Origin of the sequence: Pseudomonas sp. AS2.8 (assembly GCF_014190935.1) — a bacterium.
GTDB lineage: Bacteria > Pseudomonadota > Gammaproteobacteria > Pseudomonadales > Pseudomonadaceae > Chryseomonas.
On the sequence record NZ_JACHVV010000001.1, the window covers coordinates 899,277 to 920,906 of the forward strand.

The 21,630-nt window shown below is 66.4% G+C and carries 19 protein-coding genes; 2 read left to right on the plus strand and 17 right to left on the minus strand.

Annotation, left to right across the window (positions count from 1 at the left end; translation table 11 throughout):
* Positions 1-124: 124 nt before the first annotated feature.
* On the minus strand, positions 125-1,279 hold the full coding sequence (locus FHR73_RS04085) for an epoxide hydrolase family protein (RefSeq protein ID WP_183629687.1): 1,155 nt from the start codon (positions 1,277-1,279) through the stop codon (positions 125-127).
* An 88-nt stretch (positions 1,280-1,367) separates the two neighbouring features.
* Here FHR73_RS04085 and FHR73_RS04090 point away from each other — a divergent pair, with 88 nt between their 5' ends.
* A complete protein-coding gene (locus FHR73_RS04090; RefSeq protein WP_183629688.1) occupies positions 1,368-1,976 on the plus strand; it encodes a TetR/AcrR family transcriptional regulator in 609 nt (202 codons plus the stop codon).
* A 113-nt stretch (positions 1,977-2,089) separates the two neighbouring features.
* On the opposite strand, the gene FHR73_RS04095 is transcribed toward FHR73_RS04090, so the two are convergent.
* The 15 genes from FHR73_RS04095 to FHR73_RS04165 all read right to left on the minus strand — a co-directional run bounded on the left by FHR73_RS04095 (position 2,090) and on the right by FHR73_RS04165 (position 19,341).
* On the minus strand, positions 2,090-2,884 hold the full coding sequence (locus tag FHR73_RS04095; RefSeq protein ID WP_221191403.1) for an IclR family transcriptional regulator: 795 nt from the start codon (positions 2,882-2,884) through the stop codon (positions 2,090-2,092).
* 90 nt (positions 2,885-2,974) lie between these two features.
* Positions 2,975-4,510 carry an AMP-binding protein gene (locus FHR73_RS04100; RefSeq protein WP_183629689.1) on the minus strand — a complete coding sequence of 512 codons (1,536 nt, stop codon included), beginning with the start codon at positions 4,508-4,510 and terminating at the stop codon, positions 2,975-2,977.
* 3 nt (positions 4,511-4,513) lie between these two features.
* Complete coding sequence (locus tag FHR73_RS04105; RefSeq protein WP_183629690.1) at positions 4,514-6,217, minus strand: ABC transporter permease subunit; 1,704 nt, start codon at positions 6,215-6,217, stop codon at positions 4,514-4,516.
* Positions 6,214-7,260, minus strand: a complete 1,047-nt coding sequence (locus tag FHR73_RS04110) for an ABC transporter ATP-binding protein (protein WP_221191404.1) — start codon at positions 7,258-7,260, stop codon at positions 6,214-6,216. The genes FHR73_RS04105 and FHR73_RS04110 overlap by 4 nt, the downstream gene beginning before the upstream one ends.
* A gap of 18 nt (positions 7,261-7,278) precedes the next feature.
* Positions 7,279-8,343: an ABC transporter substrate-binding protein gene (locus tag FHR73_RS04115; protein ID WP_183629692.1), complete on the minus strand. Its 1,065-nt coding sequence runs from the start codon at positions 8,341-8,343 to the stop codon at positions 7,279-7,281.
* 154 nt (positions 8,344-8,497) lie between these two features.
* A complete protein-coding gene (locus FHR73_RS04120; protein WP_183629693.1) occupies positions 8,498-9,256 on the minus strand; it encodes an enoyl-CoA hydratase/isomerase family protein in 759 nt (252 codons plus the stop codon).
* Between the two features lie 581 nt (positions 9,257-9,837).
* Positions 9,838-10,545: a FadR/GntR family transcriptional regulator gene (locus tag FHR73_RS04125; RefSeq protein WP_183629694.1), complete on the minus strand. Its 708-nt coding sequence runs from the start codon at positions 10,543-10,545 to the stop codon at positions 9,838-9,840.
* Between the two features lie 64 nt (positions 10,546-10,609).
* Positions 10,610-10,948, minus strand: coding sequence for an L-rhamnose mutarotase (locus tag FHR73_RS04130; RefSeq protein ID WP_058790495.1), 339 nt, complete (start codon positions 10,946-10,948; stop codon positions 10,610-10,612).
* 29 nt (positions 10,949-10,977) lie between these two features.
* On the minus strand, positions 10,978-11,988 hold the full coding sequence (locus FHR73_RS04135; protein WP_183629695.1) for a zinc-binding alcohol dehydrogenase family protein: 1,011 nt from the start codon (positions 11,986-11,988) through the stop codon (positions 10,978-10,980).
* 112 nt (positions 11,989-12,100) lie between these two features.
* The gene (locus tag FHR73_RS04140) at positions 12,101-13,117 is read right to left on the minus strand and encodes an aldo/keto reductase (protein WP_183629696.1); all 1,017 of its coding nucleotides are present in this window, start codon (positions 13,115-13,117) and stop codon (positions 12,101-12,103) included.
* A 14-nt stretch (positions 13,118-13,131) separates the two neighbouring features.
* Complete coding sequence (locus FHR73_RS04145; protein WP_183629697.1) at positions 13,132-14,076, minus strand: ABC transporter substrate-binding protein; 945 nt, start codon at positions 14,074-14,076, stop codon at positions 13,132-13,134.
* 30 nt (positions 14,077-14,106) lie between these two features.
* The gene (locus tag FHR73_RS04150) at positions 14,107-15,093 is read right to left on the minus strand and encodes an ABC transporter permease (protein WP_183629698.1); all 987 of its coding nucleotides are present in this window, start codon (positions 15,091-15,093) and stop codon (positions 14,107-14,109) included.
* Positions 15,094-15,130: 37 nt separating this feature from the next.
* On the minus strand, positions 15,131-16,681 hold the full coding sequence (locus FHR73_RS04155; RefSeq protein WP_183629699.1) for a sugar ABC transporter ATP-binding protein: 1,551 nt from the start codon (positions 16,679-16,681) through the stop codon (positions 15,131-15,133).
* Positions 16,682-17,008: 327 nt separating this feature from the next.
* Positions 17,009-18,370, minus strand: a complete 1,362-nt coding sequence (locus FHR73_RS04160; protein ID WP_183629700.1) for an MFS transporter — start codon at positions 18,368-18,370, stop codon at positions 17,009-17,011.
* Between the two features lie 47 nt (positions 18,371-18,417).
* The gene (locus FHR73_RS04165) at positions 18,418-19,341 is read right to left on the minus strand and encodes a 2-hydroxyacid dehydrogenase (protein ID WP_183629701.1); all 924 of its coding nucleotides are present in this window, start codon (positions 19,339-19,341) and stop codon (positions 18,418-18,420) included.
* Between the two features lie 101 nt (positions 19,342-19,442).
* Here FHR73_RS04165 and FHR73_RS04170 point away from each other — a divergent pair, with 101 nt between their 5' ends.
* Positions 19,443-20,351, plus strand: a complete 909-nt coding sequence (locus tag FHR73_RS04170) for a LysR family transcriptional regulator (RefSeq protein WP_311628934.1) — start codon at positions 19,443-19,445, stop codon at positions 20,349-20,351.
* On the opposite strand, the gene FHR73_RS04175 is transcribed toward FHR73_RS04170, so the two are convergent.
* The gene (locus FHR73_RS04175; RefSeq protein WP_183629702.1) at positions 20,348-21,583 is read right to left on the minus strand and encodes a nucleoside permease; all 1,236 of its coding nucleotides are present in this window, start codon (positions 21,581-21,583) and stop codon (positions 20,348-20,350) included. The two genes, FHR73_RS04170 and FHR73_RS04175, sit on opposite strands and share 4 nt — an antisense overlap.
* Positions 21,584-21,630 lie beyond the last annotated feature (47 nt).

Genomic DNA, 21,630 nt, shown 5'->3' on the forward strand with positions numbered 1-21,630 from the left:
GTTAAGGGTATCGAGCGATGAAAGGCCGCGTGTAAAACTTCCTGAACGCTTGTAAACAAGTGTTAAAGCGCGGCCCAGGGCCTTTGCGCCAGGCTGCTAGGGCGCAGCCTCGGAGCGGACGCCCTCAGCGCAGCGTTCGAAAGGTCTCGCGCAGGTCCGCCACGAATTGCTGCGGATTCTCCATCGCCGCGAAATGGCCGCCGTGCTCGGCTTCGCCAAAGAACCGCAGATCGGCGAAGCGACGTTCGGCCCAGCGGCGGGACAGCCGCAGCTGCTCGCCGGGGAACATACTGACGCCCGCGGGCAGGGGCAGCGGCGCGCTGGGCATGCCGTTCGCCAACTCGCGCATGGCTTCCCAGTAGAAACGCGCCGAACTGGCGCCGGTATTGGGCAGCCAGTAAAGCATGATGTCATCGAGCAGATGATCCAGCGCCAGGACGCGCTCGGGTTCGCCCGCGCTGTCCGAGACGTCCTGGAACAGGGCGTAGATCCAGGCCGCCAGGCCTACGGGCGAGTCGGCCAGGGCGAAGCCCACCGATTGCGGACGGGTCGTCTGCAGCTTCATGTAGCCCGCGTATTCGCGCTCGTAGCGCGCGGCGTCGGCGAGCATCTGCTGCTCGGCCGGCGTAGCCTCGGCCACCTCCTGCGCAGTGGGTTGGAACATCACCATGTTCAGGTGCACGCCGGCCAGGCCAGTCGGACGCATGTGCGCCAGGGCCGTGGTCACCGCGGCGCCCCAGTCGCCGCCCTGGGCCAGCCAGAGCTCGCCGTAGCCGAGTCGGCGCATGAGTTCGACCCAGGCCAGGACGGTGCGGCCCACTCCCCACCCGGGCTCGCGGGGCTGGTCCGAGAAGCCGAAGCCGGGCAGTGCGGGAATGACCAGGTGAAAGGCGTCGGCGGGCTCGCCGCCATGGGCGACCGGATCGGTGAGTGGACCTATCACCTCGCGAAATTCCAGCACCGAGCCCGGCCAGCCGTGGGTGAGCAGCAGTGGCGTGGCCGCCGGTTCGGCGGAGCGCACATGCAGGAAGTGGATGCCCAGGCCGTCGATCTCGGTGCGGCTGCTGCCCCAACCGTTCAGCAGGGCCTCGGCCGCCCGCCAGTCGTATCCGCTGCTCCAGCGCTCCACCAACGCGTGCAGACGCTCGCGTTGCGGTCCCTGACTGCCATCGCTGACCGTCTCGCGGTCGGGCCAGCGCGTGAGTCTGAGGCGTACGGCCAGGTCATCGAGCTGGGCTTGCGGGACGTCGATGGGGAAGGGCTGGATGAGGTCTGTCATGGCAGTTCTCGCAGTGAAGGGACGAACTCAGATAACTGAACGTTATCGTTCAGTTTACAGGGTCTGTCAATCCGCTTAAGGTTCGCCCATGAACGAGATAACCAAACCCCGCGGTGGGCGACCGCGCCGCGAAGAGGCGGGCGATGTCGATCGTCGCCTGCTGGACGCCGCCTTCGAACTGTTCCTAGCCCAAGGCTTTGCCGGGACCTCCTGCGAGGCGGTGGCGCGACAGGCCGGAGCGGGTAAGGCCAGTCTCTATGCCCGCTTCGCCAACAAGGATCAGCTATTCGAGGCGGTGATCCGCCGTCATTCGGGAACACTGCCGCAGCTCGAGCCCTTGCCCTCCGGCCTGCCGCTCGCGGAACGCCTGCGGCTGGCCGGCCAGGACATGCTGGAACACGCCTCGCGACCGGAGACCCTGGCGATGATGCGACTGGTGATCGCCACCGCCGATCGCTTTCCGGCAGTGGCGGCCGAGGCGACGCGGATCGGCTGGGAGGCAGGGCGCCTGCGGGTGCGGCAGGCCATCGAGGCGGGCCCGGATCGGCCGGCCGACGTCGAGCGGCTGCTGGAGGGATTCATCGATCTGGTCTTCGCGCCGCATCAGTTGCGGGCGCTGCTGGGTGATGATCCAGAGGGACTGCAGGCGCAGGCGGCGGAGCGGATCGAGCGGGCGATCCGCCTGTTGCTGGAATGAGGGTGTCTGGTGACCTCGATCGCCCGATGATCAGGCTGTCGCCCGAGGCGCTGGCGTCAGCTGGGATTTCGGTCTGAGGCCACTGGAGTCGGCTTGCCCACAACTATCCATCGCTAGCCCTTGCGCTTGGCCGAGATCGCCGCCGCGGTGGAAATGAGCAGGTCCGCCATGCGCTTTTCGTCGCGCTCGGCATTCCAGCGCGCGCGGGTCACCGCGACGTTGACCGCCCCTATCCCGCGGCCTGCTGCATCGACGATCGCTGCCGCGGTCGAGGTATCACCGTAGAAGAACTGGTCCTCGACGTGGGCGTAGCGCCGCTGGCGAGCCTGCCGGATGTTTTCCCAGACCTTGTCGCGATCGGTGACCGTCGCCGGGGTATAGGCGATCAGCTCGCTGCGATCGAGGATGTCGTCGACCTCGTCATCCGCATAGGTGGAAAGAATCGCCAGTCCGGGTGCGGTACACCAGGCGGGAAGCCGACTGCCGACGATGACGTTGGCGTTGAACACGTGGCGGCTGACGATACGTACGACATAGACGATGTCGGTACCGTCCATGACGGTCAGGTTGGTGGCTTCTTCCGTCTCGCTGCCGAGTTGCTGCAGGTAGGGTGCGGCTCGATTGACCAGTTCGCTGGACGACAGGTAGTGGAAGGTGAAGTCGAGCAGCCTGGGTGACAGCTCGTATTTCTTGTCGGCGCCCTTCGTGAGGTAGCCAAGGGTACTGAGCGTATGGGTAAAGCGCTGGGCGGCGCTGATGTCCATATCGGCGAGCCCGGCGATTTCCGAGAGCGAAAGATGGCGTTTGCTGCCATCGAACGCGGTCAGGACCTTCATCGCCTTCTCGACGGATTGCACGTAAAGCGAAGAGGCGGTGGGGTCCTTGCGCGGACGTCGCGGATCACTCATGGAGAGACTCCTGCTTGGGGGGCGCGAATTATCGGGTCGCCAGCGCTATTTTTCTATCGCAGTTCGATAAAACCAGTCCTGCGTCCTCTCTCAGCACCTCCAGGCGTCTGCCGTCGAGCGGCTCAGCAGATGCTTTCTGATGCGCTCGCTAGGTGTCAGGTCGAAGGCGTCGACCGCCTGATAGAAGGTCGGTCGCTGATAGGAAGCGAGCTTGTCGGCGGACCAGGCCGCGAGGGCGGCGAAGTCGAGCGCGGTGTCAGGCTTGGCCTGCACGTACAACAGGATTTCCTGTTCGCCGATCGCGGAGGCGACACCGATCGCCGCGCTGGCATGGACGGCCGGATGGCTATTGAAAATCCGCTCCACTTCCCAGGCCGAGACGTTTTCGCCACGAACGCGCATGCTGTCGGTTTTCCGGCCGACGAAGAACAGCTCGCCTGCGGCGTTGCGCCGGGCCAGGTCGCCGGTGAACAGGCGGCCCTCGCGAAGGGTGGCGGCGGTCGCCGCGGGATTGTCGAGATAGCCTGGCAGAAAGGCGCCTTCCACCGCGCTCGACAATACGATTTCTCCCAGTTCACCGTCGGCCACCGTTTGACCGTGCGGATCCAGCAGTTCGACGGTCAGCCAGGGCAGGGGGCGTCCCACCGAGCCCGGCGTTCCCCGTTCGTTCAGCGTGGCAAAGCTCGAACATTCGGTCATGCCATAGCACTCGCGCAGGGCACAGCCAAAGCGCGCTTCGGTGTCTGCCCAGCGATTCAGGCTGACCCCTGCGCCCCACAGGACGCGCAGCGGGTGGCGGGCAGGCCAGGCCGCTGGCGGCTGCTGCATCAGGATGTCGATGATGCCGCCCAGATAGTGCAGCTGGGTGGCCTGGGCGGCAGCGCACTGATCCCAGAAGCGACTGGCGGAGAAACGCGGCACGATGTGCAACTCGCAGGGGGTCAGCAGGGGCGCCATCAGCATCTGGGCGCCGCCGATATGGCACATCGGCTCCCAGATCAGCAGATGATCGTCCGGCTGGACGTCGGCCACCCGGATGACCGACTCGCCGGCGATGCGCATCATGCGATGGGTAAAGATCACGCCCTTGGGATGACCGGTCGTGCCGGACGTGTAGATGATGCACAGCGGGTGGTCGAAGGCCACCTGCTCTGGACGAAGCTCGGCAGCGGGCACGGCTTCAGCCTCGCGAACGAGGTCTGCGAGGGTCACCAGGGGCAGGCGGTGGGCAGCTCCCGCCTGCAGCAGCGGTTGCAGGGCAGGCTCGCTGATCACCAGGTCGGGCTGGGCATGTTCGAAGGGATAGTCGAGTCCCGGGCCCCGCAGCTTGGTGTTGATCGGGATCCAGGTGATGCCGCTCAGCGTCATGGCATAGATCAGGGCGACCTGATCGGCACTGTTGCCGAGGAACGTCGCGATCCGACTGCCCACCCTCAGTCCACGCGCCTCCAGGGTGCTCTGCAAGGCGGCGACTCGGGCGCGAAGCGGCTCGCGGTCCAGCGCTTGCTCACCGAAGACGATGCGGATCCGGCTGGAGGTATCGGTCAGGCGTTCATGGAGGAGCGGGATGACGTCCAGGCGATCCTGCGTGGACCGCGCGGGAAAGAAATCGGTATGGGGATGCATGGATCAGCGTCCTTGGAGTTTGGCGGTAGCGCGCGACGACACCCAACGGGCGAGGAGCGCGAAGACGACGATGAAGGCGACCAGCGTGGTCGAGACCGCCGCCAGGGTAGGAGAGAGCGCCAGCTGGATGCTGTCCCACATCTGCTTGGGCAGGGTCGTGTTGATGCCGCCGCTGACGAAGATGGCGATGGTCAGGTCATCGAAGGAGGTGATGAAGGCCAGCAGGAAGGCGGATACCAGGCTACTCGACATCAGCGGTAGGGTGACTGTCCGCAGGCGCGTCAGCGGGGATGCGCCCAGAATCCGTGCGGCATCGTCCAGCCGCCAGTCGTACTGCTTGAAGGCGGCACCGAGGGTGACCACCACATAGGGCAGGGCCAGCACGGTATGGCCTATGACCAGACCCAGGTCGCGGCCGGCCAGGCCGATGCGCGAAAACAGATAGAGCAGGCCGAGGGCGATCACGATGCGCGGTACGATCAGCGGCGAGATGAACAGCGCGAACAGCAGCTTGTTCCAGCGTGAAGGCAATCGGGTCAGGGCCAGCGTCGCACCGAAGCCGAGGACCACCGCGAGCAGCGCCGTGAGCACCCCGACGCTCAGCGAGCGCCAGAGCGCCGCCTGCCAGACCGGCGAGAAGAAGAACTCGGCGAACCATTTCAGGCTGAACAACTTGGGTGGAAAGGCGATATAGGGTGCGCTGGTGAAGGCCAGGGGAATCACCACCAGGACGGGCAGGATCAGCAGGGCGACCAGCAGCACGCTGTAGCCGGTAAGGATGAGGCTGTCTCCCTGGCCGTACCGCCGCGGCATCAATCCCGACAGGGCATGGCCGAGGCCGATCAGCAGGCGTTGGGACACCCCGGCGCGGCGATTCTTCGGCGCCTCGCCGCTGAGTGAAGACAGGCCGGCCACGCGATCGAACAGCCAGAACACCAGCAGCGAGCAGGCCAGCAGCACGACCGACAGGGCGCCGGCGAAATGCAGGTCGAAGAGGTCGAGTACGGAAGAGATGACCAGCTGCGCCACCATCATTTCGCGGGGCGAACCGAGCAGGGCCGGCACGATGAAGAAGCCGAGACTGGTGATGAAGACCAGCAGGCTCGCCGCGGCGACGCCGGGCCCGGACAGGGGCAGGAAGACACTGAAGAAACTCATCGTCCTGCTGGCGCCCAGGGTCTCCGCGGCGGGCATCAGGCGCTTGTCGATGGTTCTCATGATCGGCAGCAGGGTGATCACCGCGAGCGGCAGCATGGCGTGGACCATGCCGATCAGGGTGCCGGACAGCGCCGGCACCAGTCCCGATGGATCGTCGACGACCTTGGCGGCAATCGTCGTCAGCAAACCCTTGCGACTGAGCAGCAGCATCCAGGCGTAGGTCTTCACCAGATAGCTGGTCCAGAACGGCAGCATGATCCACAGCAGCCAACGTTCCCGCCCATGAGGCGACAGGCGACACAGCAGGTAGGCGATGGGGTAGGCGAGCAGGACCGCGAGCACCGCCGTCAGGGCGGAAATCCAGAAGGTGATCCAGAGCACTCGGGCATAGATGGGCGTCGAGGCGATCCGTTCGAAATTGGCCAGGGTCAGTTCGCCGGCGTTGCCCTGAACGCTGCCCACCAGCATCTCGGCGACCGGGAGCAGAAAGAAGGCGCCCAGAAACAGCAGGGCTGGCAGTGCGGGTAGCAGACCTCGACGCAGGCTCATGGGCGGATCTCCGCCGGCAGCAGCGCGGCCTGGCGCGCGTCCCAGGTGATGCCCACCGCATCACCCGGTCTGACGGTGAGTTGCCGCGGGCACCTGACGTTGAACGCCTTGCCCGAGGGCAATCTGACCTGGGCGCGCAGATCGCTGCCCAGGAAGACGCACTCGTCCACCAGACCCTGCAGCAGTCCATCCCCTGGCGCCGTCAGCCGCGCGGCTTCCGGGCGGACCAGGAGCAGGCCTTCACTGCCCTCGTATCCCTGATGGGCGTCGAGGTCCAGGGTGGCGTTTTCGACCTGCAGCCTGCGTTCGCCGACGAAGCGGCCCTCCAGCAGATTGGAGTGGCCGATGAAGCCTGCGGCAAAGCGGCTGACCGGTCTGTCGTAGAGGTCCTCGGGTGTTCCCAGCTGTTCGATGCGGGCCTGATTCATCAGGCAGATGCGATCGGACAGCGTGAGGGCCTCTTCCTGGTCATGGGTGACATAGATGAAGGTGGCACCCAGCTCGCGATGCAGATGGCGGATCTCCAGCTGCATGTGCTCGCGCAGATTCTTGTCCAGTGCGCCCAGGGGTTCGTCCAGCAGGATCACCGAGGGGCGGTAGACGAAGCAGCGCGCCAGGGCAATGCGTTGCTGCTGGCCGCCGGAGAGTTCCTGTGGGTAACGACGCGCGAAGTCCCGCATCCGCACCATGTCCAGGGCGTCGTCGACCGCCTTCGCGGTATCGACCTTGCTCCGCTTGCGCATGCGCAACCCGTAGGCGACGTTGTCCCACACGCTCAGGTGCGGGAACAGCGCATAGCTCTGGAACACCAGGCCGATCCCCCGCTCGCCTGGCGGCGTGCGGGTGGCGTCCTTGCCATCGATGAGCAAGGTACCCATCGAGGGCTGGACCAGCCCCGAGATCATCTGCAGGAGCGTGGTCTTGCCCGAGCCGGAAGGGCCGAGCAGGGTGAGGAATTCGCCGTCCTGCACGGTCAGGTCGGTGGGCTGCAGCGCAACGGCGTCCCCATAGGTTTTGCCGAGGCCGACGGTTGCTAATTTCATGGCCATCTCCAGCTCCCCTCAGGACAGAATCCAGGCGTTGAAGCGCTCGGTCACCGCGGCGCGGTTTTGCGCCCACCACTGCGGACTGGGCAGCCGCATGTGCTGCAGGTTGCCCGGCTCGGTGGGCAGCAGGCGCGCGCGCTCGGCGGGGATGCTGTCGAAGGCCTTGCGGTTGGTGGGACCGTAGGCCAGGGTCTTGGTCAGTTCGGCCTGGCGCTGCGCATCTGCGCAGAAGCGGACGAATTGCTTGGCGAGGTCCGCGCGCGGCGTGCCCTTGGGAATCGCCCAGCCTTCGATAGAGTAGAGGCCCTGGTTCCAGGCGATCTCGACCGGGGCGCCATTGTCGATGGCCGCCTGGGCGCGACCATTCCAGGTGGAGATCATGTCGACCTCGCCACTCTGGATGGCCTGCATGGCCTGGGCACCGGAGGTCCACCAGATGTCGACGTGGCGCTTGATGCGATCGAGGCTCTTGAACGCACGGTCCACGTCCAGCGGATAGAGGTCGTCGATGGCGACCCCGTCGGCCATGAGTGCCTGTTCGAGGGTATCCAGCGGGTTGCGTCTCAGGCAGCGGCGACCGGGAAACTTCTCGACATCCCAGAAATCGCGCCAGGACTGGGGGCCCTTGCCGGGTGCGAAGGTGTCGGTGCGGTAGGCGAGGACGGTGGAATAGACGTCCACACCCAGCCAGTTGGGGGTGACCGCCTCGGGGAGGAGATCGGGATAGTCCTCCGCCTTGAGCCCGATGGGTTCCAGGAAGCCCTTTTCCTCGAGAAAGGGAATGTCTGCCGAAATCGTCAGGGTGGTGACGTCCCAGACGTAGTTGCGGGTCTGCACCATGGCCGAGAACTGGGCGACCGGCTGGGATTCGCGGGCCACGCTGATGACCTTGATACCGGTCGCCTGCTCGAAGGGCGTGTAGAAGGCCCGGCGATAAGCCTCGGTATAGGGACCGCCAGGGTCCGAGACCACGAGGCGCTGATCCTGAGCGAAAACGATGCGCGGCAGGCCTGCCGCGGCGGCCAGGAGGGCGCCGGCCTTGAGCACCTGTCGGCGACCTGGATTCTGGAATTGACTCATCTGGACTGACTCCTTGGCAACGAAAGCTCGTTTGCAGGTCGTGCCGTGCCGTAAACGCCCGGCAGCGGTGAACCCCTGTCGTCGGCAGAGATAGCGGAAGGCCTCGTGGGCGAGGCGTGGGGGGTGGCGTTCCCGGTCAGGGGCGGCCGCGCTCTTACTTGGCGCGTTGCTGGAAGAAGGCTTCCATCATCCGGGCGGGTTCGCCGGATTCGTAGGCCTCGCGCTGGATGCGGGTGCCCGCCTCGATGCTGTCCTGGAAGCCGGCTTCGGTCATTTCCCGGAAACGCTGCTTGTCCAGGCGCATCGCCACCGGCGGTTTCGCCGCCAGGGCTTCGGCCACTTCCAAGGCCTTGGCGAACACCTCCTCAGCCGGGACGAGGTGATGGATCAGGCCGATGCGGTGGCATTCGTCGGCTTCCATCAGACGGCCGGTCAGGGTCAGTTCGATGGTGCGGGACATGCCAAGCATGCTGTTCATGATCCAAGGGCCGGTCGTGCTGGCGATCCCGGCATTGATCTCGGGTTGACCCATGCGCACGCCTGGATGACCGATCCGGATGTCACCCAGCAGGGCCACCTGAAAGGCAGAGCCCGCCGCAGTGCCGTTCAAGGCCATCACCAGCGGCTTGGACAGGCCACGCAGGGCGGCGTAGTAGCGCTGCCATTCACCCACCCAGGCGACGGCGCGCTCGCCGTCGAAGTCGTGCGCTTCGGAGAGGTCCTGGCCAGCGGAGAAGGCCCGGTCACCGGCACCCGTCATGATGATGGCCCGGATGGCGTCGTCCGCCTCGAAGCGTTCGAGCGCGTCGATGATCTCGTTACGCATGGGGGTGGTCCAGGCGTTGAGTTTGGCGGGGCGGTTGAGCGTGATGACCGCAACCGCGCCTTGGATATCGATCAGGATGTCGCTCATTGTTATCTCCATTCGATAAAAGTTATTTAAAGGAGATTTACCTTTATCTTTTATCGAGGGACTGTCAAGTTGCGATTGTTGGCGCCAACGGGGCGGCGACAGGCAACTGGAGGAGCTGAGAATCGACGCGAGCAGGGCCATTTGCCTGGGCGGCGCGCGGGCGGCAACGGGCCTCGGCGACGCCTGGTCAGGCCGCTGATGGTTTGGGCGGGTAAGGAAAGGTAGCGGCTGGGCAGGCCTAGGCGGTCGTGGCCGTGGACTGATGCCTGGAGTTCAGCCCCGCGCGCCGCTGTGGTCTGCCCGCCAGTTGCCGGGCCAGGGCGATGAAATTCTGCAAGGCGGGCGAGGGATTGAAGGCGCGGCAGGCCAGGGTGATCCGGGCGGCCAGCCGGGGGCGGGCGTGCAGGATGGGCAGTAGAAGATGTATCGAGCGGCTCTGATCTGCGAGTGGAGGCTGCAGTCCAGCGGCAAGGGCGCTACCGGGCGTGGGCTCTTTCCGGGCACTCGGCAAGGCCATGATACGAAGCGCTCTAGGGGTGTGCCAGTTGCAGCAGCGGACGTCTCGGCCGTTCTGCCTCCCCTCACTCCTCGCTCGACGCGAACCCCTCGAGCCAGCGCGCTTCCGAGCAGAGCAGGTGGTGGCGCATGGCGGTCTGGGCGCCGATGAGGTCGCGGGCTTCCAGGGCGCGGAGGATGGCCTGGTGTTCGGCCACGGCGACGCCCCAGGTCTTCTGGCTTTCGGTCTGCTCGGCGACGTGGGTGGAGAGGGGGCTGTGGCGCTCGTCGAACAGTGAGGTGATGATGCGCACCAGCGTGGAGTTGCCGCTCATCCGGGCCAGGCGGCAGTGGAACTTGCGATCGTCCTCCATGGGCGACAGCCCCTGGGCGATCTTGGCGCGCATGTTCTGGATGCACTTCGCCAGGTAGCGGTAGTCGGCCTTGCCGCCCAGGGAACAGGCCAGCACGATGGTCGCGCCCTCGATCATGGCCCGGGCGTGCATCAACTCCGAAGGACTCTCGCCAAGGGTGGAGGTCCGGGCGCCATTGTTCAGCAGGGCCGCGTTCACATAGATGCCGGAGCCCTGGCGGACCTCGATGCTGCCTTCGATTTCCAGGGCGATCAGGGCCTCGCGCAGCGACGGCCGGGAGACGCCCAGCAATTGCGCCAGGTCGCGCTCCGGCGGCAGGCGGGTGCCGGCTTCGATGGCGCCTTCGCGGATATGTTGGCGCAGACGATCCGCGATCTTCTGGTAGAGCTTTCTTTCGGTGGTGGCGGTGGGCAGCGTCATCGATGAAACCTGCATCTTCAAGGGCTTCAGTATCTCATGAGCTGCCCGGATCGGCGCCAGCGACCTAGGGCAGGGCGGCCAGCTCGAACAGCGGGCTCGCCAGTTGCCACTTCTCCGATCCCGCCTCCGGCGAAGACAGCTGATAGCGCGCCATCAGGGTTTCCCATTCCTGGACCTTCGGATTGCGCTGTTCCAGTTCCTGCATGCGGGCGAAGGAGAAGTCCGGCCCCGCTTCGAGCAGCATGGTCAGGCGGCAGCCGAGGCGCCAGATGGTCATGTTGGCGACGCCGGCTTCGCGCAGATGGGCGATGACCTCGGGCCAGACCGCCGCGTGCTGGCGCTCGTATTCGGCGATGAGTTCGGGGTCGTCCCGCAGGTCCAGCAACAGGCAGTAGCGTGTCATGGTCTCGCTCCTCGGCCAGGTCAGGCCCGTCAGATTTCGACGATGGCCTTGACGACGCCGCGGGCCGGGTCCAGCAGCTCGGCGAAGCGGGTGGGCAGCTCGGCCAGTTGCAGGCGATGGGTATTGAGCGCCTGGTCCGGGATCAGGCCTTCGCGCAGGCAGCGCTCGACGTGCTGGAAGTCCTCGGCGGTGGCGTTGCGACTGCCCAGCAGCGTGGTCTCGCGCTTGTGGAATTCGGGATCGGCGAAGCGGATGTGGTCCTTGACCACCGAGATCAGCACATAGCTGCCGGCATGGGCGACGAATTCGAAACCCCGCTCGATGGCACGGGCGTTGCCGGTAGCGTCGAACACCACGTCGAAGAAGTCGCCGTCGGTCAGCCGCGCCAGCTCGTCCTTGTCGCCGTCACCGACGGTGACCGTGGCGGCGACCTGCAGGTGCTGGCGACAGAACGCCAGGCGATCGGCGCGGGTGTCGAGGACGGTGACCTGGGCCCCGGCGATACTGGCGAAGATCGCCGCCGCCATACCGATGGGCCCGGCGCCCACCACCAGCACGCGCTGTGCCTGGCCCAGGCCCGAGCGGCGTACGGCATGGGCACCGATGGCGAGAAATTCCACCATCGCCGCCTGGTCGAGGGTGAGGCCCTCGGCCTTGAAGACGAAGCGGTCGGGCAGGCTGAGGTATTCGGTCAGGGCGCCGTCGCGATGCACGCCCAGCACCGCGATCCTGGTGCAGCAGTTGGTCTTGCCCTGGCGACAGGCGATGCACTGGCCGCAGGACAGGTAGGGCACCACGTAGACGATGTCTCCCGCCTGCAGGCGCCCGCTGTCGTCGGTTTCCTCGACAACGCCGGAGATCTCGTGGCCCATCACTCGCGGATATTCCAGATAGGGCTGGTTGCCTTCGTAGATGTGCAGGTCGGTACCGCAGACGCCGACCCGGCGGATGCGGATCAGGGTTTCGCCTTCACCGCGCGAGGGCCTGGGCGTATCGCGCGAGACCAGCAGGCCGGGTTTTTCACAGATGACGGTCAGCATAGGAAGACTCCGCATCGCATCGGGATGCACGTTGGATTCAGGGCGGGGCGCTCGTTGGGCTTGGCAGCGAACGTCTGGCGCCACGGAGGCGGGTGGAAAGGGCGGTGCGGCTTCATGCCGGGGCTCCCGCCACGGGGGCATCGGCATCCAGCAGGCCGCGCTGCTTGAGGGTGTTCCAGAACTCCACCGGAATCGGCGTCTGCAGCCAGTCGACGTTGCTGGCGACCTGCTCGGCGCTGCGCGCGCCGATGACCGCCGAGGCGACCGCCGGATGCGCCAGGGGAAATTGCAGGGCCGCAGCAGCCAGGGGGATCGCGAATTCCTGGCAGACCGCCTGCAGGGCCCGCACCTTGGCCACCACCGCCGGCGGCGCGGCGCCATAGTCGAAGTGCTGGCCACCGGCGAGGATCCCGGAGTTGAAGACCCCGCCGGCGACGATGGCGTGGCCCTGGGCCTGGCAACGATCGAGCAGGAGTCTCAGGCTCTCCTGCTCCAGCAGGGTGTAGCGACCGGCCAGCAGGGTGCAGTCCAGCGGGCACTCGTCGAGGCTGGCGACCACCACCTCCCATTCGTTGACGCCGAGGCCGATGGCCTGGATCTGGCCACTGCTGCGCAGCTCTTCCAGGGCGCGGAAACCGCCGCCCCGGGTCAGCGCCTGCCAGTGGAGGTCATGCCGCTCGCCGTGGGTGCGGCGGCCGATGTCGTGCACATAGAGGATGTCGATCCGCGCCAGCCCCAGTCGCTGCAGGCTGTCTTCGTGGGACCTCAGGATGGCGTCGTAGCGGTAGTCGTAGACCGGCTTGAAGGGCAGCGGCCGGGCCCAGCCGTCGCCGTTGGCACGCTCGCTGCCGTTGGGCGCGAGCAGCCGGCCCACCTTGCTGCTGAGCACGAAGTCATCCCGTGGCTGTTCGTCGAGAAAGGCGCCGAGGCGATGCTCCGAGCGGCCATAGCCATAGAAGGGCGCCGTGTCGAAATAGCGGATGCCCTGCTGCCAGGCGCCGGCCAGGGTGTCGACGGCCTGCTGCAGCGGCATGTCCCGGTACAGTCCGCCCAACTGGGAGCAACCGAGCCCGAGCACCGGCAGGGCCAGCGGGCCTTTCGCCAGGGGACGCCGTTCGGAGAGATTCATCGCCAGGCCTCCACTCAATAGAGCACGTTGCGTGCGTCAGGGCTGTCCAGGTTGGCCTTGTCGATGAGCAGGACGCCGGTGTCGATGAACTTGGGCACCTTCTGCTTCTCGATGACCTTGATCACCGTGGCGACCGATTCCAGGCCCATGCGATAGGAACTCTGCACCACGATGGCGTCCAGGGTGCCGTCGCGGACGAAGCTCTGCAGGTCTTCGTTGCCGTCGAAGCCGATGGCCTGCAGCTTGCCGGCCTTGCCGGACTGGGCGATGGCCCGTGCCATGCCGACCGCGGTCGGCTCGTTGGCGCCGTAGATGCCCTTGAGGTCGGGATTGGAGGCCAGGACGTCGGTGGTCTGGTTGAGGGCGTTGGCCATCTGCGACTGGGAATAGAAGGGGCCCACCACGGTCAGCTGCGAATGCTGCTCCAGGTACTTGCGGAAGCCGCCGACCCGGCCCACTTCCGAACCGGTGCCCGGTACATAGGACATGATGGCGATCTTGCCGGTCTTGCCGACCTTCTCGATCATGCGCTGGGCGGACAGCTCGCCGGCCTTGTTGTTGTCGGTGGAGAGAAAGGACTGGTAGTAGGGCGCGCCGCTTTCCGCCACCGAGGAGTCGATTAGCACCACCGGGATATGGGCTTCCCATGCCTGCTTGATGGCCGGGACCAGGGCATCCGGATCGGACGGCGCCAGCACGATGCCCGAGACGCCACGATTGACCGCGTTGACCACCATGTTCACCTCGTCCGCGATCGCCGACTCCGACGCCGGTCCCTGGAAGGTGACCTTGTAGCTGGTGTGCTGCTTGGCCGTTTCCTGCACGCCCTTCTGCACGTTCTGCCAGTAGTTGGAGTTGGCACTCTTGACGATGACGGCGATCTCGCCGTTACCGGCCAGCGCCAGGGAAGTCGCGGCGGAGAGGGCGACACCCAGGACCACTTTCTTGAAGTTTTTCATCGGTCGTTCCTTGTTGTTGTTATCGAGGGTTCACTTCTTGCGGTTGCGGAGCTGGTCGATACAGACGGTCAGCAGGATCACCAGGCCGATGATGATCTGCTGGGTGAAGCTGGAGACGCCGAGCATGTTGAGGCCGTTGCGCAAGACGCCGATGGTGAAGGCGCCGATCAGGGTGCCCGACACGCTACCGATGCCACCGGAAAGGGAGGTGCCGCCGATCACCGCGCTGGCGATGGCGTCCAGTTCGTACATCACCCCTTCGTTCGGCTGGGCGGTGACCAGGCGCGACATCAGCACCGCGCCGGTCATGCCGGCCAGCACGCCGGACAGCACATAGGTGAAGAGGGTGACCGCGCGCACCTTGACCCCGGAGAGGCGGGCCGCTTCGGCGTTCGAGCCCACGGCATAGATGTGGCGCCCCAGGCGGGTGCGGCTGAGCACCAGCCACAGGGCGATGGCCAGCACGATCATGATGATCACCGGATAGGGGATGCCCGGAAAGATCACGTTGGGAAAGCCATCGTCGCCGATGCGCTCGATGCGCCCCAGGGTGCCGTTGCCGAGTACGCCAAAGGCGGCGCCCAGGCCGGAGATGGGCTGGGCATCGGTCAGTCGCAGCGCCAGGCCACGGGCCACCAGCATCATGCCCAGGGTGGCGATGAAGGGCGGCAGCTTGACCAGCGTCACGAACAGCCCGTTGATCGCGCCGCAGATCCCGCCGACGATCAGGCCGACCAGGATGCCCACCTCGATGGACGCGCCGGCCTTGACCGCCATGGCGTTGGCCACGCCGGCCAGGGCCAGCACCGAGCCCACCGAGAGGTCGATGCCGCCGGTGATTATCACCGCCGTCGCGCCAAGACCGAGAAAGGCGATGGAGGTGACCTGCAAGGCCACGCTCATGCCGTTGCCCATGGTGAGGAAGGCGCTGCTCATGGAGGAAAACACCGCGATCAGCGCCAGCAGGCTGACCAGGGCGCCAAACTTCTGCAGAAATTCTTTTTGTTTTTCGGTCATTTCTCTGTCTCGCTCGACACGCGTGGGCGAGCTGCCGTCAGTGCGACGTGCAGCCGGAGGCGTAGTGCATGATCTGGTCCTGGGAGGTGGCGCGGGTCTCGACGTCACCGGTCAGGCGACCTTCGTGAAAGACCAGGATCCGATCACTCATGCCGAGCAATTCCGGCAGCTCCGAGCTGATCAGGACGACGCCGATGCCCTGGGCCGCCAGCTGGTCCATCATTTCGTAGATGGCGTACTTGGCGCCGACGTCGATACCCCGGGTGGGCTCGTCGAAGAACATGATCCGGGCGTCGCGGAACAGCCATTTGCCGATGATGATCTTTTGCTGGTTGCCGCCCGAGAGGTAGCGGGTGACCTTGTCGATCGAGGGCGTGCGGATATCCAGCCGCCGCACGTAGTCCTGGGCGACCCGCGCCTCCTCGCCGAAGCGGATGAAGCCCAGCGGCCCGCAGAGGGCGTCCAGATTGGCCAGGGTCAGGTTGTGCGCCAGGGTCATCTTGACCGCCAGGCCGTCCTTCTTGCGGTCTTCGGACAGGTAGGCGATGCCCTGGTCGATGCCGTCGCGCGGACTACGGATGCTGACCGCGCGGCCGTTGATCTCCACCTCGCCCGCATCCAGCCGGTCGGCGCCAAAGATCGCCCGGGCGATCTCGGTGCGCCCGGCGCCCATGAGGCCGGCGAAGCCGAGGATCTCGCCACGGCGTAGCTCGAAGCTGATGTCCTGGAAGACGCCCTTGCGGGTCAGGCCCTGCGCCCGCAGCAGCACCTCGCCGGTGGGGACGGCGGTGCGCGGCGGGAATTTCTCGTCGAGGGAGCGCCCGACCATGCCCGCCACGATGGCGTCGACACTGGTGTCGGCAAAGCGCTGGGTAGAGACGTATCGACCGTCACGCAGGATGGTCACCCGGTCGACGATGTGGCGCATCTCGTCCAGCCGGTGCGAGATGTAGAGCATGCCGACGCCGCGCGCCTTGAGGTCCTGGATGACCTTGAACAGCGCCTGGGTCTCGCTTTCGGTCAGGGAGGAGGTCGGTTCGTCGAGGATGAGCACCCGGGCGTCCAGCGACAGCGCCTTGGCGATCTCCACCATCTGCTGCTGGGCCACCGAAAGCTTGGAGACAGGCGCGCGGGGGCTGATGGCCACGCCCAGGCGGGCCAGGCAGGCTTCGGTGTCCGCCTGCATCTTGCGCCTGTCGATCAGGCCGAAGCGCACCGGCTCGCGGGCTAAAAAGATGTTTTCCGCCACCGTGAGATGGGGCACCAGGTTGAGTTCCTGGTGAATGATGGCGATGCCGACATGCTCGGCTTCCGACACCGACTTGAACTGCCGCTCTTCGCCAAGGTAGCGAATCCGCCCCTCGTCCGGCGGCTGCTGGCCGCTGACGATCTTCATCAGGGTGGATTTGCCGGCGCCGTTCTCGCCGCAGATGGCGTGGACTTCTCCCGGGTAGAGACTGAGGCTGACGTCGTTGAGAGCCACGACGCCGGGAAAGCGCTTGGAGATGTTTTCGAGCGTCAGGCAGGGCGCGGGCGCGGCCGGTACGGGGCCGCCACCTTCGCCGCGGGGCGATGGGGTATCCAGCATGGTGCTCTCTCTTGTTGTTGTTCTAGGGTCGGTGCCCTATGTGAGATCCATGGCAGGGAAAGCTACACCCCAGTTTGGATATCTGGCAAGACCAATTGGATTTTTTCAAATTGGTCTTGCCAGATTGAGGGAGGGTTCGCACGCCGCTCGCGGGGCCAGCGGTGGACGTTCCCAGCTCAGGCAGGTGCTTTCGCAGCGGCGGCGAGGCCCGCGCCCTGGTGTGCGAGGCACGAAAATGAAAACGGCCACAGGCAGGGCTGTGGCCTTCTTGAGCGTGTGCCGCGGTCGGAGGCGCCGGCGGTACGCCCGCGTCCGCCGCGTGCCGCCTCAGGGCTTGAGTTCGAGACGCTCGAAGCGCCGGGCCAGCACGGTGTAGGCGAAGATTCCCAGCACGCCATGGGCGGCGACGAACCAGAGTGCCAGGTCGAAGGAGCCGGTGCGGGCGAGCACCAGCCCGATCACCACCGGGGTGACGATACCCGCCAGATTGCCCAGGCCGTTGAAGACGCCCCCGCTCAGACCCACCATGCGCTTTGGCGCCGTGTCGGAGAGCACCGCCCAGCCCACCGCAGCCAGGCCCTTGCCAAAGAAGGCCAGCGCCATCAGCGCGATGACCGTGGCATTGGCGTCGGCGAAGTTGCACAGCACCAGGGTGGTGGACAGCGCCATGCCGGTCACGAAGGGAATCTTGCGGGCCAGCGACGGGTGGGTGCCGCGGCGTATCAGGTAGTCGGACAGCATCCCGCCCAGCACGCCGCCGCTGAAGCCGCAGATGGCCGGCAGCGCCGCGACCCAGCCGGCCTCCATGATGGTCATGCCTCGACCCTTGATCAGATAGATGGGAAACCAGGTGATGAAGAAATAGGTGAGGGCGGTGATGCAGTACTGACCCAGGTAGATGCCCCACAGCGTCCGCTGGGTGAACAGCTGCATGATCTGCCGTCCCTTGGGTCTTTCCCGTTGGGTGAGGCGCTGCTGCTCCAGATCGACCAGGGCGCCACCGTCGCGCATGGTCGCGAGCTCCGCGGCGGTCAGGCGAGGATCGCTCAGCGGTTCACGGTAGTAGGCGAACCACAGCAGGGTCAGCAGCAGCCCCAGCACGCCCATCCAGAGAAAGACGTGCTCCCAGCCGAGGGCGTGGGTCAGCCAGGCCATCAGCGGCGTGAATACCACCACCGCCATGTATTGGGCCGAATTGAACAGGGCTGAGGCCGTGCCGCGCTCGCGGGTGGGAAACCAGCAGGAAACGATGCGGTTGTTGGCTGGAAAGGCGGGCGACTCCACCAGGCCGAGCATGAACCTCAGGCAGAACAGCGCGACCGCCGCCGAGGCGCCGGCGAAGCCCAGGCCACCTACCGTGCCCTGGAGCAGGGTGAAGACCGACCACAGCAGCAGGCTGCAGCCATAGACCCGCCGCGCGCCGAAGCGATCCAGCAACCAGCCACCGGGGATCTGGCCGAGGGCATAGGCCCAGGCGAAGGCCGAGAAGATCAGGCCCAGGGCCATGGGGTCGATGCCCAGTTCGGCGATTACTCCGGTACCGGCGATGGAAAGGGTCGCCCGGTCGGCGTAGTTGATGACGGTGACCAGGAAGATTAACGCCAGCACCGCGTAGCGATGCCGGCCGAGGGCGGTGGTGGCGGTGGGTGCGGTCTTGGCGAGCGGCGAGGAGAGGGTCTTGCTGTGCATGTCTGGGGCGCCTCCATGTTGTTATTGTGCAGGGCGACAGGCGGCTGCTAGCCGACGGCGGCTTCGGTGGCAAAGCACTCGGCGAGGTGGCGCAGGACGATCTCGCCCATGGCCAGTCGGGTCTGCTCGGTCGCGCTGGCGCGATGGGGTTGCAGCACCACGTTGTCGAGCGCGAGCAGGGTCAGCGGGACGTGGGGTTCGTTGGCGAAGACGTCCAGGCCGGCGCCGGCGATGCGGCGCTCCTGCAGCGCCCGTACCAGCGCCGGTTCATCCACCAGCTTGCCGCGGGCGACATTGATGAAATAGCCCTGGGGTCCCAGCGCTTCCAGCACCTCCGCGGTAATCAGCACCCGCCCCTGATCGGCCGAGGCGGCGAGGATCAGCGCATCGCTGTCCCGCGCCAGGGCGAGCAGATCCGGCTCGTGGCGATAGGCGAGCTGGGGCTGCGCCCTGGGATCGGTATAGGCGATCCGCATGTCGAAGGCCTCGGCGCGCCGGGCGATCGCCCGTCCCACCTGACCCAGACCGATGATGCCCAGGCGGATGCCCGTCACCTTGCGCGCCAGCGCCTGTGCCGTCTGGCCCCACTGGCCGGCCCGGACCAGCCGTTCTCCCAGGCCGAGGTCGCGCAGGGTCATCAGCAGCAGACCCAGCGCCATGTCGGCGACATCGTCGGTGAGGACCCCGGGCGTCGTGGTGACCCGAATGCCCCGCCGCGCGGCTTCGCCCAGGTCCACGGCGTCGGTCCCCACGCCGGCGACGGCCACGATCTCCAGCCTGGGCAGGCGATCCATCAGCGTCCTGGCGCAGCCTTTGGCGCCGCCGGTGACGACCCCGCGAATGCGAGGGCCGACCTGGTCCAGCAGCACCTCGTGATCCGCGGCGAGGTCGAGCCGATGGACCTCGTAGATCGCCCGGAGTCTGGCGTCGATGGGGGCGGGTAGGGCCTGGGTAAGCAGCAATGCAGTCATGGCGGGGCCTGGTCCTTTGCTGGATGTTGCCGCCGAGCATAGGAACCGCATCGATATACGTCTAACATAGATGCTGGATGGATTGATGCGCGGATTGAATCGTGGAATTACATCAGTTGCGCTGCTTCGTCGCCGTGGCCGAGGAGTTGCACTTCGGCCGTGCCGCCAGGCGGCTGTTCATGACCCAGCCGCCGCTGAGCCGACAGATCCAGCTGCTGGAGCGTGATCTCGGGGTCCAGTTGCTGGAACGCTCCAACCGTCAGGTACGCCTTACGGCGGCAGGCGTCGGCTTCCTGCGCGACGCCCGGCACGTCCTGCTGTTCGCCGAGCGGGCGGGAGAGACCGCCCGCAGCCTGGCGCGGGGCAGCAGCGGTCGGCTCAGTCTGGGCTTCACCGCCGTCGCGGGTTATCGCCTGATCCCCGAACTCGTGCGGCACCTCCAGGGCGCCCTGCCGGAAGTGGATCTCGTGCTGCAGGAACAGGTCACCACCGACCAGACCGAGACGCTGGCCGCGCAGATGATCGACGTGGGTTTCCTGCGGCAGCTGGCGCCGCGCGGGCCCCTGCTGGGGGAGCGGGTCTGGCGGGAGCCGCTGCTGCTCGCCTTGCCCCCTGGCCATCCGCTGGCGGAACAGCGGGCGGTGTCGGTGCGGGCCCTGGAACACCAGCCCTTCGTCATGTATGCGCCCGGCGAAGGTCGCTATTTTTACGACAGCATCGCCGGCCTCTTCGCCAGTACCGGCGTCCGCCCGCGCTTCGTTCAGCACCTGGGCCAGACCCATTCCATCCTCGGCCTGGTCCGCGCCGGGGTCGGGGTCGCCCTGCTGCCGGCGTCGGCGGCGCATCTGCACGTCGACCAGGTCTGCTTCCGTCCGCTGGCGGACGCCGAACTCCACGCGGAGGTCTGGATGGCCTGGCGGGAAGACAACAGCAATCCCGCCTTGCCGCTCTTTCTGCACCAGGCGCGCCGCTACTTCACCCGCGATCCGGGATCCGCAGCGGTGTCCTAGCGCACGGGCGCAGCCGCCGCGGCGCGTGCCGGGCGGGCGTCGCGGAAGGTGACCAGAAAGGCCAGCAGCACGCCCAGGGAGAACACCGCCGGGAACAGCCAGATGCCTTGCCAGTCATGGCCGGCGGCGGTGGCATAGTGGTCCGAGACCATCCCGGCGACCCGGAAGCCGATCAGCATGCCCACGCCATAGGTGGCCAGGGTGATCAGGCCCTGGGCCGCGCTCTTGTTTGCCTCGCCGGCCTTGGCGTCGGTATAGATCTGCCCGGAAACGAAGAAGAAGTCATAGCAGACGCCATGCAGGGCGATGCCCAGCAGCAGGTAGGCGAGGGCGTCACCCTGGGCGCCGAGGGCCAAGCAGCCATAGCGCACCGCCCAGGCCAGCATCCCCACCAGCAGGGTGCGCTTGAGGCCGAAGCGGCGGATGAACAGCGGCAGAAGCAGCATGAAGCCGACCTCCGACACCTGGCCGAGGGTCATCATGCCGGTGGGATTGGCCACCCCCAGTTCGGCGAGAAAGAGGTTGGCGTTCTGGTAGTAGAAGGCCAGCGGAATGCAGATCAGCACCGAGGCGGCAAAGAACACCGCGAAGCTGCGGTCCTTGAGCAGGCGCAGGGCGTCCAGGCCGAGCATCGCGCCCAGGCCGCCGCGGGTGGCCGGCAGCGGCGCGGTGCGCGGCAGGCTGAAGCTGTAGAGACCGAGGATGAGGGAGGCCGCGGCGCCGAGCAGGAAGGTGTTGCGCAGGGCGCCGGCGGCGATGCCGCTGCGGCTGTCCCAGGCGAAGACGAAGCTGATGGCAAGGCCGGCGGCGATCCAGCCCAGGGTGCCCCAGACACGGATCCTGGCGAATTGCCGGGCCGGATCGGGCAGGTGGCGGAAGGCCACGGAATTGGCCAGCGCCAGGGTCGGCATGTAGCAGAGCATGTAGGCCAGCACCAGCGGATAGAAGGTGGTGAAGTCGGCCGCCGCATAGAGCTGGTAGAGCAGCACCGCGCCGGCCAGGTGCAGCAGGCCGAGGATGCGCTCGGCATTGAAGTAGCGATCGGCGATCAGGCCGATCACGAAGGGCGCCAGGATCGCGCCCCAGGACTGGGTGGCGAAGGCCTGGCCGATCTGGCCGCCATTGGCGCCCAGGGTGTTGCCGAGAAAGGTCGCCAGGGTGACGAACCAGCTGCCCCAGATAAAGAACTGCAGGAACATCAGGGTGCTCAGGCGTAGCGAGAGTGCGTTCATCGTCGATTCCTTGTTGTGGGTTATGTGACGAAAAAACGAGCGGGGTC

Excerpts from the sequence above, each read along its gene's own strand:
- FHR73_RS04085 (WP_183629687.1), bottom strand. The coding sequence starts at position 1,279 with ATGACAGACCTCATCCAGCCCTTCCCCATCGACGTCCCGCAAGCCCAG.
- FHR73_RS04090 (WP_183629688.1), top strand. The coding sequence starts at position 1,368 with ATGAACGAGATAACCAAACCCCGCGGTGGGCGACCGCGCCGCGAAGAG.
- FHR73_RS04095 (WP_221191403.1), bottom strand. The coding sequence starts at position 2,884 with ATGAGTGATCCGCGACGTCCGCGCAAGGACCCCACCGCCTCTTCGCTT.
- FHR73_RS04100 (WP_183629689.1), bottom strand. The coding sequence starts at position 4,510 with ATGCATCCCCATACCGATTTCTTTCCCGCGCGGTCCACGCAGGATCGC.
- FHR73_RS04105 (WP_183629690.1), bottom strand. The coding sequence starts at position 6,217 with ATGAGCCTGCGTCGAGGTCTGCTACCCGCACTGCCAGCCCTGCTGTTT.
- FHR73_RS04110 (WP_221191404.1), bottom strand. The coding sequence starts at position 7,260 with ATGAAATTAGCAACCGTCGGCCTCGGCAAAACCTATGGGGACGCCGTT.
- FHR73_RS04115 (WP_183629692.1), bottom strand. The coding sequence starts at position 8,343 with ATGAGTCAATTCCAGAATCCAGGTCGCCGACAGGTGCTCAAGGCCGGC.
- FHR73_RS04120 (WP_183629693.1), bottom strand. The coding sequence starts at position 9,256 with ATGAGCGACATCCTGATCGATATCCAAGGCGCGGTTGCGGTCATCACG.
- FHR73_RS04125 (WP_183629694.1), bottom strand. The coding sequence starts at position 10,545 with ATGACGCTGCCCACCGCCACCACCGAAAGAAAGCTCTACCAGAAGATC.
- FHR73_RS04130 (WP_058790495.1), bottom strand. The coding sequence starts at position 10,948 with ATGACACGCTACTGCCTGTTGCTGGACCTGCGGGACGACCCCGAACTC.
- FHR73_RS04135 (WP_183629695.1), bottom strand. The coding sequence starts at position 11,988 with ATGCTGACCGTCATCTGTGAAAAACCCGGCCTGCTGGTCTCGCGCGAT.
- FHR73_RS04140 (WP_183629696.1), bottom strand. The coding sequence starts at position 13,117 with ATGAATCTCTCCGAACGGCGTCCCCTGGCGAAAGGCCCGCTGGCCCTG.
- FHR73_RS04145 (WP_183629697.1), bottom strand. The coding sequence starts at position 14,076 with ATGAAAAACTTCAAGAAAGTGGTCCTGGGTGTCGCCCTCTCCGCCGCG.
- FHR73_RS04150 (WP_183629698.1), bottom strand. The coding sequence starts at position 15,093 with ATGACCGAAAAACAAAAAGAATTTCTGCAGAAGTTTGGCGCCCTGGTC.
- FHR73_RS04155 (WP_183629699.1), bottom strand. The coding sequence starts at position 16,681 with ATGCTGGATACCCCATCGCCCCGCGGCGAAGGTGGCGGCCCCGTACCG.
- FHR73_RS04160 (WP_183629700.1), bottom strand. The coding sequence starts at position 18,370 with ATGCACAGCAAGACCCTCTCCTCGCCGCTCGCCAAGACCGCACCCACC.
- FHR73_RS04165 (WP_183629701.1), bottom strand. The coding sequence starts at position 19,341 with ATGACTGCATTGCTGCTTACCCAGGCCCTACCCGCCCCCATCGACGCC.
- FHR73_RS04175 (WP_183629702.1), bottom strand. The coding sequence starts at position 21,583 with ATGAACGCACTCTCGCTACGCCTGAGCACCCTGATGTTCCTGCAGTTC.